This window comes from Actinomycetospora chlora, from assembly GCF_039542135.1.
Taxonomy (GTDB): domain Bacteria; phylum Actinomycetota; class Actinomycetes; order Mycobacteriales; family Pseudonocardiaceae; genus Actinomycetospora; species Actinomycetospora chlora.
On sequence record NZ_BAABHO010000041.1, the window covers coordinates 1 to 15,586 of the forward strand.

At 75.6% G+C, this 15,586-nt stretch carries 18 protein-coding genes and 1 tRNA gene; 10 read left to right on the forward strand and 9 right to left on the reverse strand.

What is annotated here, in order from left to right:
- The coding region (locus tag ABD994_RS21990) for an LCP family protein (protein ID WP_345420158.1) at nucleotides 1-1,156 on the forward strand (1,156 nt) is incomplete at its 5' end.
- 1 nt (nucleotide 1,157) lies between these two features.
- Here ABD994_RS21990 and ABD994_RS21995 read toward each other — a convergent pair.
- Both ABD994_RS21995 and ABD994_RS22000 read right to left on the reverse strand, forming a co-directional pair.
- The gene (locus ABD994_RS21995) at nucleotides 1,158-2,276 is read right to left on the reverse strand and encodes a YncE family protein (protein ID WP_345420161.1); all 1,119 of its coding nucleotides are present in this window, start codon (nucleotides 2,274-2,276) and stop codon (nucleotides 1,158-1,160) included.
- 83 nt (nucleotides 2,277-2,359) lie between these two features.
- Complete coding sequence (locus ABD994_RS22000; protein ID WP_345420163.1) at nucleotides 2,360-2,947, reverse strand: type 1 glutamine amidotransferase domain-containing protein; 588 nt, start codon at nucleotides 2,945-2,947, stop codon at nucleotides 2,360-2,362.
- A gap of 125 nt (nucleotides 2,948-3,072) precedes the next feature.
- Between ABD994_RS22000 and ABD994_RS22005 the strand changes: the two genes are divergently transcribed.
- Nucleotides 3,073-3,294: a copper ion binding protein gene (locus tag ABD994_RS22005; RefSeq protein WP_345420166.1), complete on the forward strand. Its 222-nt coding sequence runs from the start codon at nucleotides 3,073-3,075 to the stop codon at nucleotides 3,292-3,294.
- On the opposite strand, the gene ku is transcribed toward ABD994_RS22005, so the two are convergent.
- Nucleotides 3,291-4,292 (reverse strand): non-homologous end joining protein Ku, encoded by a 1,002-nt coding sequence (gene ku, locus ABD994_RS22010; protein ID WP_345420169.1) that lies wholly within the window; start codon nucleotides 4,290-4,292, stop codon nucleotides 3,291-3,293. The two genes, ABD994_RS22005 and ku, sit on opposite strands and share 4 nt — an antisense overlap.
- Nucleotides 4,293-4,445: 153 nt before the next feature.
- Here ku and ABD994_RS22015 point away from each other — a divergent pair, with 153 nt between their 5' ends.
- Entirely contained in the window at nucleotides 4,446-5,138 is a 693-nt protein-coding gene (locus tag ABD994_RS22015; protein WP_345420312.1) for an ATP-dependent DNA ligase, read from the forward strand.
- A gap of 8 nt (nucleotides 5,139-5,146) precedes the next feature.
- On the opposite strand, the gene map is transcribed toward ABD994_RS22015, so the two are convergent.
- Nucleotides 5,147-5,947 carry a type I methionyl aminopeptidase gene (gene map, locus ABD994_RS22020; RefSeq protein ID WP_345420172.1) on the reverse strand — a complete coding sequence of 267 codons (801 nt, stop codon included), beginning with the start codon at nucleotides 5,945-5,947 and terminating at the stop codon, nucleotides 5,147-5,149.
- 50 nt (nucleotides 5,948-5,997) lie between these two features.
- Between map and ABD994_RS22025 the strand changes: the two genes are divergently transcribed.
- The gene (locus ABD994_RS22025) at nucleotides 5,998-6,264 is read left to right on the forward strand and encodes a helix-turn-helix domain-containing protein (RefSeq protein WP_345420177.1); all 267 of its coding nucleotides are present in this window, start codon (nucleotides 5,998-6,000) and stop codon (nucleotides 6,262-6,264) included.
- A gap of 26 nt (nucleotides 6,265-6,290) precedes the next feature.
- On the opposite strand, the gene ABD994_RS22030 is transcribed toward ABD994_RS22025, so the two are convergent.
- Both ABD994_RS22030 and ABD994_RS22035 read right to left on the reverse strand, forming a co-directional pair.
- Nucleotides 6,291-7,316, reverse strand: a complete 1,026-nt coding sequence (locus ABD994_RS22030) for a prephenate dehydrogenase (RefSeq protein WP_345420181.1) — start codon at nucleotides 7,314-7,316, stop codon at nucleotides 6,291-6,293.
- 67 nt (nucleotides 7,317-7,383) lie between these two features.
- Nucleotides 7,384-8,637 (reverse strand): M20 metallopeptidase family protein, encoded by a 1,254-nt coding sequence (locus tag ABD994_RS22035; RefSeq protein ID WP_425550100.1) that lies wholly within the window; start codon nucleotides 8,635-8,637, stop codon nucleotides 7,384-7,386.
- Nucleotides 8,638-8,802: 165 nt separating this feature from the next.
- Between ABD994_RS22035 and ABD994_RS22040 the strand changes: the two genes are divergently transcribed.
- The 3 genes from ABD994_RS22040 (at nucleotide 8,803) to ABD994_RS22050 (ending at nucleotide 9,892) form a co-directional block, all read left to right on the forward strand.
- On the forward strand, nucleotides 8,803-9,342 hold the full coding sequence (locus ABD994_RS22040) for a tRNA adenosine deaminase-associated protein (RefSeq protein ID WP_345420184.1): 540 nt from the start codon (nucleotides 8,803-8,805) through the stop codon (nucleotides 9,340-9,342).
- A gap of 7 nt (nucleotides 9,343-9,349) precedes the next feature.
- Entirely contained in the window at nucleotides 9,350-9,796 is a 447-nt protein-coding gene (locus ABD994_RS22045; RefSeq protein WP_425550101.1) for a nucleoside deaminase, read from the forward strand.
- 10 nt (nucleotides 9,797-9,806) lie between these two features.
- Nucleotides 9,807-9,892: transfer RNA gene (locus ABD994_RS22050), tRNA-Ser, on the forward strand.
- Between the two features lie 75 nt (nucleotides 9,893-9,967).
- Here ABD994_RS22050 and ABD994_RS22055 read toward each other — a convergent pair.
- The 3 genes from ABD994_RS22055 to ABD994_RS22065 form a co-directional block, all read right to left on the reverse strand.
- Nucleotides 9,968-11,071: a class II histone deacetylase gene (locus tag ABD994_RS22055; RefSeq protein WP_345420187.1), complete on the reverse strand. Its 1,104-nt coding sequence runs from the start codon at nucleotides 11,069-11,071 to the stop codon at nucleotides 9,968-9,970.
- Nucleotides 11,072-11,164: 93 nt separating this feature from the next.
- Nucleotides 11,165-12,337 (reverse strand): pre-mycofactocin synthase MftD, encoded by a 1,173-nt coding sequence (gene mftD / locus ABD994_RS22060; RefSeq protein ID WP_345420190.1) that lies wholly within the window; start codon nucleotides 12,335-12,337, stop codon nucleotides 11,165-11,167.
- A 113-nt stretch (nucleotides 12,338-12,450) separates the two neighbouring features.
- Complete coding sequence (locus tag ABD994_RS22065; protein ID WP_345420193.1) at nucleotides 12,451-13,521, reverse strand: LacI family DNA-binding transcriptional regulator; 1,071 nt, start codon at nucleotides 13,519-13,521, stop codon at nucleotides 12,451-12,453.
- Between the two features lie 128 nt (nucleotides 13,522-13,649).
- On the opposite strand from ABD994_RS22065, the gene ABD994_RS22070 reads away from it, so the two are divergent.
- From ABD994_RS22070 to ABD994_RS22080, 3 genes are all read left to right on the forward strand, one after another.
- Nucleotides 13,650-13,889, forward strand: coding sequence for a hypothetical protein (locus tag ABD994_RS22070; RefSeq protein ID WP_345420196.1), 240 nt, complete (start codon nucleotides 13,650-13,652; stop codon nucleotides 13,887-13,889).
- An 88-nt stretch (nucleotides 13,890-13,977) separates the two neighbouring features.
- Nucleotides 13,978-14,655 (forward strand): RNA polymerase sigma factor, encoded by a 678-nt coding sequence (locus ABD994_RS22075; protein ID WP_345420321.1) that lies wholly within the window; start codon nucleotides 13,978-13,980, stop codon nucleotides 14,653-14,655.
- A complete protein-coding gene (locus ABD994_RS22080) occupies nucleotides 14,652-15,485 on the forward strand; it encodes an anti-sigma factor domain-containing protein (RefSeq protein WP_345420199.1) in 834 nt (277 codons plus the stop codon). The genes ABD994_RS22075 and ABD994_RS22080 overlap by 4 nt, the downstream gene beginning before the upstream one ends.
- The last annotated feature ends 101 nt before the right edge of the window (nucleotides 15,486-15,586 follow it).

Below are 15,586 nucleotides of genomic sequence, written 5' to 3' on the forward strand. Positions count from 1 at the left end.
CGCCGGCCCGGGAGCGACGGCCGCGCCGCGCCAGCAGCCCACGCGCGTCGGCGCCCCGGACTGGAACCGCGACCCGCAGGTCGGCTTCGACCCCGACGTCGCCCGCGAGGTCCGCGAGGAGGCCCCGCCGCGCCCGTCCTGGCGCGAGCGCCTGCCCGAGCGCCCGGCCTGGTCACGCGGCGGCCCGGGCGGCCGTGGCCCGGGCCGGGGCCGCCGGTGGAGCTGGCCCAAGCGCATCGGCGCCGTCCTCGCGGTGCTGCTGCTGTTCGTCGTCGGCTTCGGGATCTACCTCGACCTGCACATGACGCGGGTCGACGCGCTCCCCGAGTACGAGGGCTCGGCCAGCTCGGGGACGAACTGGCTGATCATCGGCTCGGACAGCCGCGCCGGCATCGACGACGCGGCCGCCCAGCAGCTCTCCACCGGCGAGGTCGACGGCAGCCGCACCGACACGATGATGCTCGTGCACGTCGGCGGCTTCGGCGGTCAGACGTCGCTGACGAGCCTGCCCCGCGACTCGATCCTCACCATCCCGGGCCACGGCCGGGGCCGTCTCAACTCGGCGTACGGGATCGGCGGGCCCCAGCTGCTCGTGCAGACCGTCGAGCAGAACGCGGACATCGAGATCGACCACTACGCGGAGATCGGCTTCGAGGGCTTCGCGGGGATGGTCGACGCGATCGGCGGGGTGAACATGTGCCTCGACGAGCCGATCGACGACCCGAAGGCCGGCATCGACCTGCCCGCTGGCTGCCAGGAGCTCGACGGGCCGAACGCCCTGGGCTTCGTGCGCACCCGCGCGTTCCCCAACGCCGACCTGCAGCGCATCCAGAACCAGCGCAAGTTCCTCTCCGCGCTGATCTCCGAGGCGTCGAGCCCGACGGTGCTGCTCAACCCGTTCCGGATCATCCCGTTCGCGGACTCGGCGATCGGCACGCTGACGGTGGACGACAGCACCCACGTCTGGAACCTCGCGAGCCTCGGCTTCGCCATGCGTTCGCTCTCGGGCGGCAGCGGGGTCACCACCACCGTGCCGATCGACCTGTCCACCAGCGTCGCGGGCGGCGTGGTGTGGAACAAGCAGAAGTCCGCACAGTTCTTCGACGCGATCCGCAACGACGAGGACATCCCGCAGAACCTCATCACGGGCGGGTAGGTCAGGCCTCCGGGTCGACGATCTGCACGACACCGGTGGACACGCCCGCGACGAACAGCCGGCCCGTCGTGGGGTCGACGCCCACGGTGTAGGGGTTCTGCACGGTGGCGATCCGGGCGACCTCGCGCGGCTGCGGGGTGGTCATGTCGTAGCCGATGACCTCGTTGGTGCCCGACGACGCCACCCAGAGGCGGTCACGGTTCGGGTCGTACGTGATGCCGTAGGGCCCGCCGGGCTGCGGGACCGCCCCGACCTGCACGGGCGGGCCCGACGGGTTCGGCTGGAACACGAGCACCTGGTTGCCGCGGGTGTCGGTGGCGATCATGCGGCCGTGGCGGTCCGCGACGAGGTGCGTCGGGCCGGCACCGGCGGGGGCCTCGCCGAGGATCCGCAGCGCCTCCACGTCGTAGGTGGTCAGCGTGTTCTTGCGGACGTCGACCATGCCGACGATGTTCCCGACCGGCGCGACCCCGGCGGGCTGGACGGCGTCGGTGAACATGGTGACGACGCGGTCGCCCCGCACCGCCGACACCGTCCCGCCGAGCTCGTCGGCGGCGATCACCGTGCCGTTCGGTGCCTGGGTGGCGTCGTGCGGCACGGTGCCGACGAACACCGGCGGCTGCGCGGTGCCACCGGGCAGGTCGACGCGGACGACCGCGTCGGCGCTCTCGACGGGCACGAGCACCGGCCCGCCCGGGCCCGCGAGCTGCAGGTGGCGCACGAAGCCGGGCAGCGGGGTACGGGAGCGGACCGCGCCGGTGTCGGCGTCGAGCAGTACGAGCTCGTTGGGGTTGCGCTTGGCGACGGCGACGGTGCGCGTCACCGGGTCGACGACGACGCCCTCGGGCGCGGGCCCGACCTCGACCTGCCGGCCCGGCGGCGTCGTGGTGGGGACCGGCGCGCCCTCCGGCTCGGCGGCCAGCGGGAGCCCCTCGGTCGGCGGGCGGACGCCCTGGGTCGGCACCCCCGGGACCAGCAGCCCGGTGGTGGTGGGCACCGGGCTCGCGGGCGGGGCCGGGGAGGCGGCGGGCGCGGCCGGGGGCTCGTTGCTGCACGCCGCGAGCGCGAGGCCCGCCGCGAGTCCGAGGGCGGCCACGGCGTGGGCGGAGCGTCGTCGCATGGGCCGGGAGTATGTCGCCATGTCCGTGTGGCCCGCGCGACGACGCCGACCGGACCACGTGCGGTGGTCCGGTCGGCGGTGGGTCACGCGTCGTCGGCGGACAGCGCGTGCGCCGGGGTGGGGGCGTTCGCGAACTCCTCGACCAGCGTGCGGCAGAACGCCGGCAGGTCGTCGGGGTTGCGGCTGGTGACGAGCCCCTGGTCGACGACGACCTCCTCGTCCACCCACTCGGCGCCGGCGTTGCGCAGGTCGGTCGCGATGCTCGGGAACGACGTCATCCGGCGGCCGCGGACCACGTCGGCCTCGATGAGCGTCCACGGGGCGTGGCAGATCGCGGCGACCGGCTTGCGGTTCGCGAAGAACTGGCCGACGACCTGCACGACGTCGGGGATCGTGCGCAGGAGGTCGGGGTTGGCCACGCCGCCCGGCAGCACGAGGGCGTCGTAGTTCTCGATCTTCACCTGGGTGATGACGGCGTCGACGTCGAAGCGGTCGCCCTTGTCGAGGTGGTTGAACGCCTGGATCGACCCCGGCGTCTCGGAGACCAGCACCGGCGTGCCGCCGGCCTCCTGGACCGCCTTCCACGGCTCGGTCAGCTCGACCTGCTCCGTGCCTTCCTTGGCGGCCAGGAACATGACCGTCCTGCCCTGGAGCTGTCCGTTCTCGGCCATCGTGGTGCAGCGCTCCCTCGCGTCGACGGTACCCTCGGGGGGTATCGCACCGCCCTCGGTGGAGGACGGTGTCGGTGACGCCGGGGGCTCCCCCGACCCCGCCGTGACGAAACGGAGGCCTGGCGATGACCAGCACCACCCTGTCCGTGCCCGAGATCCACTGCGGCCACTGCAAGTCGGCCATCGAGGGCGCGGTCGGCCCGCTCACCGGCGTGCGGACCGTGGAGGTCGACGTCGACGCGCGCAGCGTCCACGTGGAGCACGACGACGCAGTCACCGTGCGCTCCCTGGTCGACGCGATCGAGGACCAGGGCTACGAGGTGCCCGAGCAGCCCGGGCTGGACTAGGCGCTCTTGCTGCGCCGGCCCTTGCTCGGCGCGGTCTCCTCGGCGTCGTCGTCGGTCTTCTTCCGCGACCGCGACCGCTTCGGCTTCTCCTCGGCGGCCTGCTCCTCGGCCTTCTCCGACGTCTTCTTCGTGCGCGAGCGGGGCTTCGGCTTCTCCTCGGCCGCCGGCGCGGCCTCCTCCGCGGGGGCGGACGCCGCGGCCGGCTCCTCGGCCGGGGCCGTGCCGCCGGCGGCCTCGACGCTGCGCCGCAGGGCGGTGAGCAGGTCGGTCATGTCGTCGCCCTCGTCGGCGGGCGCGGCCTCGGGCGTCGGGCGCCCGCCGCCGTGCTCGCGCTTGTACTCGATGAGGTTCGCGACGGCCTCGCGGTAGGAGTCCTCGAACTGGTCGGACTCGAAGTCGCCCGAGAGGCTCTCGACCAGCGACGACGCCATCTGCATCTCCTGCGGGCGCAGCTCGACCTCGGTGCGCAGGATCTCGAAGTCCGGCTCGCGCACCTCGTCGGGCCACAGCATCGTCTGCAGCACGATCGCGTCGTCGCGCACCCGCAGCAGGGCGAGCGTCTCGCGCTGGCGCAGCGCCACCTTGACCACGGCCATGCGGTCGGTCTCGCGCAGGGCCTCGCGCAGCAGCGCGTAGGGCTTGGCCGCCTTGTTCTCCGGCTCGAGGTAGTAGCTCTTGTCGAGCAGCAGGGCGTCGATCTGGTCCGACGGCACGAACTGCACGACGTCGATCTCGTGGCCCGTGGCGACCGGCAGCGTCGACAGGTCGTCGTCGTCCAGCATGATCAGCTGGCCGTCGTCGGTCTCGTAGCCCTTGGCGATCTCGGAGTACTGCACCTCCTCACCGCAGACCGAGCACGTGCGCTTCTGGCGGATGCGCCCGCCGTCGCGCTCGTGCACCTGGTGGAACCGGATGTCGTGGTTCGTCGTGGCGGCGTAGAGCCGCACCGGCACGTTCACGAGCCCGAAGGACACCGCGCCGGTCCAGATCGCGCGCATCGTCGGCCCCTCTCAGGTCGTCCTTCAGGTCGTTGCGTCGACACCAGCATGCCGCAGGAGCCCCAGTCGTCCCAGTCGCCACGGCGGCCGACGCGCCGAACCCCGGTCCCCGGCCCTGTCGGTGGGCGGGGGCACGATGGGCCGGTGCGTCCGATGCTCCCCGTCCCCGGCGACCTGCCGGTCGAGGGTGCGTGGAGCTACGAGGTCGACTGGGCGGGCGTGCGCCTGCTCGCCGACGTCGACCAGGGGGTGCTCACGCTCTGGACCGCCGACGGCGAGGACGTCACGGCGCGGTTCCCCGAGTTCGCGGGCCTGGTCGACGCCGTCGCCGACGGCCTGCTCGACGGCGAGGCCGTGATGCTCGACGGCGGCAGCCCGTCGGCCGACGCCCTCGGCGAGCGGCTGGCGGTGTCCGACGCCGGGAAGGCCCGGGCGCTGGCCCGCGAGCGGCCCGCGGTGTTCATGGTCTACGACGTCATGCGCCTCTACGGGGTCCCGCTCGACCCGCGGCCCCTCGAGGAGCGCCGCGCGACGCTCGCGCGGCTCGACCTCTCGCGCTCCACGCGCATCCAGGTCTCCCCGGCCTACGACGACGGGCCCGCCCTGCTCGCCGGCGTCGTCGCCCAGCGGCTGTCCGGGGTGGTGGCCAAGCGCCGCGGCACGCCGTACCGCGCGGGCGAGTCCGGGGGCGACTGGGTCCGTGTCGACGCGCGGCGGTCGGCTGGCGCGCCCCCGGCGGCCCCGGTGCCCCCGGTGTCCTCGGCGGTGACGGCCGCCGGTGCCCCGCCGCGGCGTCCCCGGCACGCCCGCCGGGAGCGGACGCCGCAGCACGACACGCTGTTCTAGGGCCAACCTCAGGCCGGCGCGGCGACGGCGAGGCGGGTCAGCACGTCGGGGCCGTGCTCGGTGACGGCGACCGTGTGCTCGATGTGGGCGGCCCGCGAGCCGTCGGCGGTGCGCAGCGTCCAGCCGTCGGGGTCGGTGACGTAGGCGTCGGTGCCGCCGGTGATGAGCATGGGCTCCAGCGCCAGGACGATCCCGGGCCGCAGGCGCATCCCCCGACCGGGGCGGCCCTCGTTCGGGACGTGCGGCGCCTCGTGCATCTCGCGGCCGATGCCGTGGCCGCCGTGGTCGGCCATCAGCCCGTAGCCGGCCTCGCGGGCGACCCGGCCGATGGCATGGGCGACGTCGCCGAGCCGGGCGCCGGGCGTCGCGGCGGCGATGCCGGCGTCGAGGGCGGCCCGGGTGGTGGCGACGAGGGCCCGGTCGGCGCGCGCGACCGCGGGCTCGGGGTGCTCGCCGACGGTGAACGTGATCGCCGCGTCGCCGCTCCAGCCGCGGACGCGGGCGCCGCAGTCGACCGAGACGAGGTCGCCGGGGCCGAGCCGGTACGGCCCGGGGATGCCGTGCACGACGGCGTCGTCGACGCTGATGCAGGTCACGCCCGGGTAGGGGTAGGGCGCGCCGCCCGGCCGGTAGTGCAGGAACAGGGGCTCGGCGCCGGCGTCGGCGATCACCGCGGCGGCGACGGCGTCGAGCTCGTCGAGGCGGACCCCGACCTGCGCCGCGTCCCGGGCGGCGGCGAGCGCGGCGGCGGTGACCCGACCGGCCTCGCGCATCAGCTCGATCTCGGCGGGGGTCTTGATCTCGATCACGGCACCGCTCCATGGTTCGGGATAACTATCCCGGTATTACTATCACGCGCATGGTGCGCGTGCCGCTGACGTCCGAGGAGCGCGACCGGGGCCGCCGCCTCGGCGAGGTGCTGCGCGAGGCGCGCGGGGACCGCTCGATGACCGCGGTCGCGGCCGCGGTGGGGATGCCGGTCGAGACCCTGCGCAAGATCGAGTCCGGCCGGGTGCCGACGCCGGCGTTCTTCACCGTCGCCGCGCTGGCCGGGGAGCTGGGCCTGCCGCTCGACGCCCTGGTCGAGGGCTGCGCGCCGCCGCTCGACCGGTCACGCCCGGCCTGAGGCCCGGGCTCGACGGTCGACCCCCATCAGGCCTCGACGCCCACCGCCTCGTCGGCGGCGTCGAGCGCCTCGGCGGTCCAGCCGATCACGCGCCCGCCGGTGCGGCCGAGCTCGCGCATGCCCTCGAGGAACTCACCGGGCGTGCCCTCGAGGTCGATGCGCACCTCGCGGCGGGCCCGGCGGGCCTCGTCGAGGGCGGTGCGGCCCTCGTGGCCGGCGGTGAGCGTCGCCAGCAGGCCGCCGGTGGAGGCCAGGGAGCCGCGGGCGGCGCCGAGGCGGCCCAGCGCGTCGTCGAGCGAGGAGAGCAGCGCCGTGCGGTTGCCCTCGGTCATCGCGGCCGTGAGCTCGGGGCGGGTCGCGGCGACGCGCGTGCCGTCGGTGAACGAGCCCGCGGCCAGGGCGAGGGCCAGCTCGCCGCCGTCGGCGCCGACGGACGCCAGGACCGCGGCGAACAGGTGCGGCAGGTGGGAGATCCGGGCGACGGCCAGGTCGTGCTCGTCGACGGCCGCCGGCACGACGACGGCCCCCACCGCCAGCGCGAGCGCGGCGACGTCCACCCAGACCTCGAGGTCGGCGTCGTCCTCGGTGGCGACCACCCAGACCTTCTCGTGGAACAGCTGCAGCGAGCCCGCGTCCCAGCCGGAGAGCTCGGTGCCCGTCATCGGGTGGCCGCCGACGAAGCGGGTGGCGGGCGCGCGGCGGGCGACGGCGTCGGCGACCGGGCCCTTGACGCTCGTGACGTCGGTGAGCCGGCACCCGGGCGCCTCGCGGGCGACCGCCGCGAGGACGTCCTCCAGCGCGGTCAGCGGCACCGCCAGGACCACGAGGGCGTCCTCGGTGGCGGCCCGGGCGAGCGCCTCGTCGACGGATGTCGCGACGTCGTAGCCGTCGGCCGCGGCCTTCTCGGCGGTGGTCGTCGAGGCCGAGGCGCCCCAGGCGTCGCGCCCGGCGTCGGCGGCCGCGCGCAGCAGCGAGCCGCCGATGAGGCCGAGACCGATGACGCACACCGGGCGGTGCTGCGCGGCAGCGAGGACGGCACCTGCGGAATCCACGCGCCCGACCCTAGGACGACCCGGAAGCGTGAGGACCCTTCGCCCGAACGGGCACGTCGGCGGACGTTCAGCCCGACCGCAGGGCCTCCAGGACGTACCCCGAGTACAGGGCGACGCCCGCGACCATCGCGTCCTCGTCGAACACGACGCGGTTGGAGTGGTTGGGCGGCGCCTCCGTCGGGTCGACGTCGGCGGGGCAGGCGCCGAGGAACGCCAGCGCGCCGGGCACGCGCCCGAGGACGTACGAGAAGTCCTCCGAGCCCATGATCGGGTCGGGCATCGGCTCGACGAAGCGCGAGCCGAGCACCGAGCGCCCGACGTCGGCGACGCGCTCGGCCACCTCGGGGTCGTTGACCGTCACGGGGTAGCCCGCCTCGATCGCGACCTCGCACTCGCACCCGTAGGCGCTCGCGACGCCGCGGCACACCTGCTCGATCTCGGTGAGCAGCAGCGCGCGCGTCTCCTCCGAGAGCGTGCGCACCGTGCCCTCGAGCACGGCGGTCTCGGGGATGACGTTGGTGGTCGTCCCGGCGCTGATGTGCGCCACGGTGAGCACCGCGGGGTCGAATGCGCTGACCCGCCGGGTGATCATCGTGTGCAGGGCGCCGACCATCGCGGCGGCCGCCGGTACCGGGTCGAGCGCGTCGTGGGGCGCCGAGGCGTGCCCGCCGCGGCCGGTGACGGTGACGTGGAGGTCGTCGGACGACGCCATGATCGAGTCGGGCCGGGTCTGCAGCGTGCCCGCCCCCAGGCGCGAGGTGACGTGCAGGGCCATCGCCGACTCGGGCGTGCCGCCCGGCCCGTCGGTGTCCAGCAGCCCTTCGGCGAGCATCTCCCGGGCCCCGTGGTGGGCCTCCTCGCCGGGCTGGAACATGAACACCACCGTGCCGGCCAGACGGTCGCGGCGGCCGGCGAGCAGCCGGGCCGACGAGGCGAGCATCGCGGTGTGCAGGTCGTGCCCGCAGGCGTGCATCGCGCCCGCCACCTCGGAGGCGAACGGCAGACCCGACTCCTCCGCCAGGGGCAGCGCGTCCATGTCCGCCCGGACGAGCACCGCCGGGCCCGGACGGGCGCCGCGCAGGACCGCGACGACCGAGCTGCACCCGCGCCCGGTGCTCACCTCGAGCGGCAGCTCGTGCAGCGCGGAGAGGACCGCGGCCTGGGTGACGGGCAGGTCGAGCCCGATCTCGGGGTGGCGGTGCAGCACGCGGCGCAGCGCGAGCGTGCGCGGCTGGAGGGCGCGGGCCTCGGCCAGGAGTGCGCGTTCGGGGGCGCGGTGCGCCGCCCGGCGCCCGCCCGCTCGCCGCTCCGGAGCGCTCACCCGTCCGATCCTGGCACCCCTGTCGTGTGGCCGCGGCGTGCGCGGACCCCCGCGTTCACCCTCCGGCGGCCCGCGCGACGCCCGGAGGCAGTGCGAGGACGACCGTCGGGCGCCCGTGACCTCGCCGGACTTCCACGCAGGCACACCCGCACCTACCGTAGTGCCATGGCAGGCCAGGGCCCCGGAGGCTCCACCGCGACACGCGGCGGCGCGGGCACCGTCGCGCCCCTCGACGGGTGGGCGGTGGCCGTGACCCGCGAGGAGGGTCGCTGGCGCGCCGTCGCGATGGACCGCGACAGCCTGGCCGATCTCGATGCGGCGATCAGCGCACTGCGCGGGCTCCGTTCGACGGGTGCCGTGCTGGGCCTGCTGGACGTCGACGACGAGTTCTTCGTCCTCGTGCGCCCGACGCCCGGCGGGGTCTCGCTGCTGCTCTCGGACGCCGTCGCCGCGCTCGACTACGACGTCGCCGCCGACGTGCTCGACCTGCTGCGCCTCGAGGTGCCCGACGAGGACGAGGCCGACGACGACCCGTGGCCCGAGGGCGACCTGTCGATGCTCGCCGACCTCGGCGTGCCCTCCGACGAGCTGGCCGTGCTCGTCGAGGAGATCGACCTCTACCCGGACGAGCAGCTCACCGCGATCGCCCGCCGCTGCGGGTTCGCCGACGAGCTGGCGAAGGTCGTGGAGACCGCTGGGGCCTGACCAGCTGATCGGGCGGGCCCTCGAGGTCGCCCGGACCTCGGGCGACGACATCCCGGTCGGGGCCGTCGTGGTCGACGCCGACGGGCGGGAGCTCGCGGCCGCCGCGAACGCGCGCGAGGCCACCGGCGACCCCACCGCGCACGCCGAGATCCTGGCCCTGCGCGAGGCCGCCCGGCACCACGGCGACGGGTGGCGGTTGGGCGGTTGCACGCTCGTCGTGACCCTCGAGCCGTGCACGATGTGCGCCGGCGCGGCGGTGCTCGCGCGGGTCGACCGGATCGTGTTCGGGGCCTGGGAGCCGCGCACCGGAGCGGTCGGCTCGCTGTGGGACGTGGTGCGCGACCGGCGGCTCAACCACCGCCCCGAGGTGCTCGGCGGGGTGCGCGAGCAGGAGTGCGCGGCGCTCCTGCTCGACGCCTGGCCCGGTCGCCGTCGCGAGGGGACCGTCCCGTAGCCTGGTCGGCGGTAGCGTGTCCGAGCGGCCAAAGGAGCGCGCCTCGAAAGCGCGTGTGGGTTCTGCCCACCGTGGGTTCGAATCCCACCGCTACCGCCCGAACGCCCGAGCCCCGCGGGGGCTCGGGCGTTCGTCGTCCCCGGGGCCGCCGAGGGGCCGCTGACGGGCCGGTCAGGCCGCGGGCACGTCGTCGACGAACGCGGCCAGCCCGTCGATCAGCGTCTTCTGGTGCTCGGCCAGCTCCTGCCCGCCCATGGCCGCGAGGAAGTCGAGGAACGGGTCCTCCACCTCGGTGCGGATGCCGCTGAGCTCCTCGTACACGGCGAGCCCGCAGAACGGGACGTAGCCCGGCGAGTAGCCGCCCTCGTGCAGGCCGAGCAGCCGCCCGCCGGCGACCGAGCCCGCGACGTCGAGCATCCGCCGGGTCAGGCGCCGGTAGCCCTCGCTGTGCAGCATCTGGCGGCCCAGCGGGTCGAGCGCGCTGGAGTCGAAGCCCGAGGTCACGACCACGAACTCGGGACGGAAGCGCTCGAGCGCGGGCACGACGACCCGGTCGAACGCGTACTCGTAGGCGCCCGTGCCCGCCCCGGGCGGGAGGGGGATGTTGATGTTGCTCCCGTGCCCGGCGCCCTCGCCGCGCTCCTCGGCGGCGCCGGTCTCGTGCGGGTAGTAGCGGTCCTGGTGCAGCGAGACGGTCAGCACCGACGGGTCATCCCAGAACGCCTGCTGGGTGCCGTTGCCGTGGTGGACGTCCCAGTCGACGATCGCGATCCGGGACAGGCCCCCGGCCCGCAGGTGTCGGGCGGCGATCGCCGCGTTGCCGAACATGCAGAACCCGCGCCCGCGGTCGCGCTCGGCGTGGTGCCCGGGCGGCCGGATGATCGCGTAGGCGTTGTCGACCACCCGGTCGCGCACGGCCTCGGCGGCCACGATCGCCCCGCCCGCGCCGAGCGCCGCGATCTCGAAGCCGCCCGGTCCGAACGGGGTCAGCTCACCGGCGTCGCCGCCGTCGTCGTCCGAGAGCGCCTTCATGCGCTCGACGTAGGCACGGTCGTGCACCCGGCACAGCTCGTCGACCGTCGCCGGGCGCGGCGTGAGCCAGTGCAGCTGCTCGGAGAGCCCGCAGGCGTCGAGCAGGTTCTTCAGCCGCCGCTTGGTCCGCGGGTTCTCCACGTGCTCGTCGGGCTCGATCCACCCGCCGGCCGGGATGAAGACGCCCGCGTGCCGGGTGTCCCACCACATGTACTTCTCGTGCCAGAGAGCCCCTGTCGCCATCGTCCGCCTCCGCTGCCGTCCGACCCGGTCTCCCGACGAGTGCACCCGTCGCCGCCGGGTCGTGTCATCGGCAGTTCGGCCGATGACGGCGCGTCAGTGGACGGCCTGGCGGGTGAAGTTCGGCGGGATGATGAGGTCCTCGGGCACGAGGTCGTGCACCGACGTCTTCCCCAGCCCCATGAGCCCCGAGCCGATGCCGCTGCGCAGGATCTCGAAGACGTTCTCGACGCCGGGCTGGCCCGCGGCGGCGAGGCCCCACAGGTAGGCGCGGCCGATGGCGACGGCCCGGGCGCCGAGCGCGAGGGCCTTGACGACGTCGCTGCCGCGGCGCACGCCGCCGTCCATGATCACCTCGACCTCGCGGCCGACCGCCTCGACGATGCCGGGCAGCACCCGGATCGGGGCGGGGGTGGAGTCGAGGTTGTTGCCGCCGTGGTTGGAGACCTGGATCGCCGTGGCGCCCGCGTCGACCGCCCGCTTGGCGTCGTCGATGCGGGTGATGCCCTTGACGCAGAACGGGCCGTCCCACTGCTCACGCAGCCACGCCACGTCCGCCCACGTCGGCGGCTGGGTGAACATCCACTGGCCGTACGCGCCGAAGAACGTCGGCGCGTCCTCGCCCTGGGTCGGGATGTTCGGCACCGTCAGGTCGGGGATCTTGCCCGAGCGCAGGAACGCGAGGCCCCACTTCGGACGGGAGGCGCCCTCGGGGACGTACTTGAGGATCGTCTTCCAGTCCATCTTCTCCGGGATGGCCGGGCTGCCCCAGTCGCGCCCGTGGGAGAACGACCAGTCCAGGGTGACGATCAGGCCCTTGGCGCCGGCCTTCTTCGCGCGCTCGGCGCGGGCGGCGAGGGTGTCGCGGTCGCCCACCCAGTACATCTGGAAGAACGTCTTGTCGTTGGCCTCGACGACGTCCTCGATCGACCGGCTCGCGAACGACGAGAGCCCCATCGCGGTGCCGGCGTTCTTCGCCGCGCGGGCCACGGCGACCTCGCCCTCCGGGTTGACCGCCTGGACGCCCGTGGGCGAGACGATCACCGGCATCGAGATCTCCTGGCCCATCACCGTCGTGGTGAGGTCCTTCTCGAAGGGCAGGTCGCACACGTGCGGCAGGAACTGCAGCTCGCGGAAGGCGTTGACGTTGTCCTCGAGCGTCGCGCCCGCCTCGCTGCCGGCGACCAGCGCGCCGTACACCGACTTCGGCAGCGCCCGGCGGGCACGCCGCTGCGCCTCCGCGACCGACTCGAACCACTGTCCAGCCATGAGCACCTCTCCGCGCGTGACCCGGTTCACCGGACCGTACCTGCGCGTCGGCCGCCGCGCGGGGTCCGCGCGGACGGTCCCGGGCTGCCCGATCGGAGGGGTGCCGACGGCCGTCAGCGCCAGGGTGGCGGGCCCGACGAGTCCCGCACGACGAGCTCGACGGGCAGCCGGTGCTCGTCACGTCCGGGGTCGGGACGCAGCAGCAGCGCGGCCGCGCGACGGCCCTTCTCCCGGTGCGGCTGGCGCACGGTGGTCAGGGCCGGGTGCGCGTCGGCGGCGGCCGGGACGTCGTCGAACCCGACGACCGAGACGTCGCCCGGCACCGCGAGCCCAGCGTCGGTGGCTGCGGCCATCGCCCCGAGGGCGAGCTCGTCGCTCATCGCGAGCAGCGCCGTCGGGCGCGGACGGCGGGCGAGCAGGGCCGCGGCGGCCCGCCGGCCCGCGTCGCGGCCGTACGGCGAGCGCTCCTCGACCGGCACCGCCGACCACCGCAGCCCCGCGGCCTCCACCGCCTCGCGGTAACCGAGCAGGCGCTCGCGGCTCGCCCGGTAGCGGGCCCGGTCCTGGCGGTCGAGGTCGGCGGTGCCCTCCCACGCGTCGTCGACCAGCGGCATGGCCAGGACCCCGAGGTGGGTGTGGCCGAGGTCGAGCAGGTGACGGGCGGCCGCGGCGGCGCCCCGGCGGTCGTCGATGCCGACGTGCCCCGCGCCCGGCAGCCGCGGTCCGTCGACCACCACGAACGGCAGGCCCCGGTCGACGATCGCCGCGAGGCTGCCCTCGATCGGCACGTCGCAGTAGCAGATCACCGCGTCGACCAGGGCGACGCGCGCGACGGCGCTGTTGGGCCCGCCGCTGATGAGCACCAGGGCCAGGTCCTCGCGCTCGCACACCTCGCTGACGCCCTGCAGGAACAGCACGGCCGCCGGGTCGGAGAACGCGAACGACATCGGGTCCTCGTAGACCAGGCCGAGGGCGTTCACGCGGCCGCGCGAGAGCGTCGCCGCGAGCGGGTGCGGCCCGGCGTAGCCCAGCTCGCGGGCGGTGGCGAGCACCTGGTCGCGCAGCCGGGGGCTGAGCCGCTCGGGGTGGTTGTAGGCGTTGGACACCGTCGCCCGCGAGACGCCGAGCGCGCCCGCCACCGTCGCGAGCGTGACCCGCCCGGCCGGGCGCCCGTCGGTCTCCACGCCCCCGATCCTCTCCCGACGTGGCGGGCGGCCGGGAGGGCGTGGGGGTGTGAACCGGTTCAAACGATCGCGGGCAGGGCCTCGACGCCTCTTGCGGAGCGAGTCTTTGAACCGGTCTAGTAGACGGCATGGGACTCGGGCGGCGGTGGCGTGACGCGTTCGGCGGCCCGGCGGGCCGCGAGGTCGCCCGGGAGGCCGAGCGGGTGGTCGCCCACGCGGCGGCCCGGGAGCGGTTGCGGGCGGTCGAGGCGGAGATCGCCGCGCTGCTCGCCGACGACCGCGTCCCCGCCCGCGGCCGGCGGCTGCGTGCGCTCGAGGCGGCCCGCGACGACCTCGAGGCGGAGCTGCTGGCCACCGGACGACCCTGACGGACGTCGTTCCGCTCTTCGGCCGAACCGTCGGCGACCCCCGGGCGAACGGTGCCCGGGAACCCGACGAGGAGGTGGCCGCGTGGCCATGCCGATGGCGTCCGTGCCGGTGGACGTCCCGCACGCGGACACCGCGAGACGGGCCGTGACGACCCCCCTCGCCGGCGACGCCGCGGCCGACGCGGCGCTGCTGGAGCGGTTGGGCCGCGGGGAGCCGGCGGCGCTCGATGCCCTCTACCAGCGCTACGGGCGCCCGGCGTACTCGCTCGCGCGCCGCATCTGCGCCGACGACGGTCTCGCGGAGGACGTCGTCCAGGAGGTCTTCCTCGCGCTGTGGCGCGACCCCGCCCGCTTCGACGCCGCGCGCGGCACGGTCGCGAGCTGGCTGATGACGCTCGTGCACCACAAGGCCGTCGACGCCGTGCGGCGCGAGGCGACCCGCCGGCGCCACCACCCGACGACGAGCGAGCCCGACGAGGGCCTGGCCGGCTGGGCCGCCGCCGGCCCGTCCGCGGCGCGGCAGGCGCTCGGTGCCGTGCTCGGCGAGCAGGTGCGCTCCGCCCTGCGCCGGCTGCCCACCGAGCAGCGCACGGCCCTCGGGCTGGCGTACTACGGCGGCTACTCGCAGCGCGAGGTCGCGAGCCTGACCGGCGTGCCGATCGGCACCGTCAAATCGCGGATGTTCGCCGGGGTCGCGCGCCTGCGCGTCCTGCTCGGCCCGGTGCTCGGCCCCTCCGCCGCGGACGTGCTCGGGGACCTCGCGTGAGCGGGTGTCCGCGGCGTGGCGACGCCGTCGGCCACGCGTTCTCCGCCCTCGAGCCCGACGAGGACCGCGCGTTCACCGCGCACCTGCCGCACTGCGCCGCCTGCCGCCGCGCCCTCGCCGACGCCACCGCGGTCGTCGCGAACCTCGGGGCCGCGGTCCCGCAGGTCGACCCGCCGCCGGCACTGCGCGACCGTCTGCTCGCCGCGGCCGAGGCCGAGCCCGGAACGCCGGTGCGCCTGGCGCTCGCGTCGCCCGGCACCGAGGCCCGCGACGACCCGGCGGCGTCAGCCCCGGCGCACCCGGCGACGCCCCCGCGGCGCCGTCTCGTCGCGGCGGCGGGCGGGCTGCTCGCCGCCGTGGTGCTGGGGATCGGACTGATCGTCGCCCGGGGGGTGCTGCCCACGCAGGCGACGCCGCCCGACACCCCGGCGGTCGCCCTGGCGCAGCGCGCCGACCAGGTGGTGGACGACGCCCGCTCGCGCGACCCCGGCCTGCGCTCGGCGATCCTGCGCGACCAGGCCGGGGACCCGGCCGCGGTCGTGCTCGACCCGAGCGACGCCGCGGCCCCGATCCGGCTGGTCGCGCTGGACCTGCCGCCCGCGGGCGGCGCGAACGACTACGTGGTGTGGGCCACCGGGCTGCCCGGCAACGCGCCGGTCGCCGTCGCGGTGGTCGACCCCGACGACGGCCTCACCCGCCCGCTCGAGTCCGTGGCACCCGCCGGCCCCGGCGTGCCCGGACCCCGCGGGTACGCCGTCTCGGTGGAGCCGAGCGGGCCGGCGCCGGCCCGCCCGTCGACGGTCGTCGCGGTGGGGCTGACGGTGGCCTGACCCCGGCCCCGGCGGCGTCCCCCGCCCGCCACGGGCCGTTGCACCGTTCGTCGCTGCACACTGGTCCCCGGTCGCACTCCGCGCGCGTCGCGTTCGCGAGA

What these genes read in the sequence shown, in the direction of transcription:
- ABD994_RS21995 (WP_345420161.1), bottom strand. Translation starts at nt 2,276, where the DNA reads ATGCGACGACGCTCCGCCCACGCCGTGGCCGCCCTCGGACTCGCGGCG.
- ABD994_RS22000 (WP_345420163.1), bottom strand. Translation starts at nt 2,947, where the DNA reads ATGGCCGAGAACGGACAGCTCCAGGGCAGGACGGTCATGTTCCTGGCC.
- ABD994_RS22005 (WP_345420166.1), top strand. Translation starts at nt 3,073, where the DNA reads ATGACCAGCACCACCCTGTCCGTGCCCGAGATCCACTGCGGCCACTGC.
- ku (WP_345420169.1), bottom strand. Translation starts at nt 4,292, where the DNA reads ATGCGCGCGATCTGGACCGGCGCGGTGTCCTTCGGGCTCGTGAACGTG.
- ABD994_RS22015 (WP_345420312.1), top strand. Translation starts at nt 4,446, where the DNA reads ATGCTCCCCGTCCCCGGCGACCTGCCGGTCGAGGGTGCGTGGAGCTAC.
- ABD994_RS22025 (WP_345420177.1), top strand. Translation starts at nt 5,998, where the DNA reads ATGGTGCGCGTGCCGCTGACGTCCGAGGAGCGCGACCGGGGCCGCCGC.
- ABD994_RS22040 (WP_345420184.1), top strand. Translation starts at nt 8,803, where the DNA reads ATGGCAGGCCAGGGCCCCGGAGGCTCCACCGCGACACGCGGCGGCGCG.
- ABD994_RS22055 (WP_345420187.1), bottom strand. Translation starts at nt 11,071, where the DNA reads ATGGCGACAGGGGCTCTCTGGCACGAGAAGTACATGTGGTGGGACACC.
- mftD (WP_345420190.1), bottom strand. Translation starts at nt 12,337, where the DNA reads ATGGCTGGACAGTGGTTCGAGTCGGTCGCGGAGGCGCAGCGGCGTGCC.
- ABD994_RS22070 (WP_345420196.1), top strand. Translation starts at nt 13,650, where the DNA reads ATGGGACTCGGGCGGCGGTGGCGTGACGCGTTCGGCGGCCCGGCGGGC.
- ABD994_RS22075 (WP_345420321.1), top strand. Translation starts at nt 13,978, where the DNA reads ATGCCGATGGCGTCCGTGCCGGTGGACGTCCCGCACGCGGACACCGCG.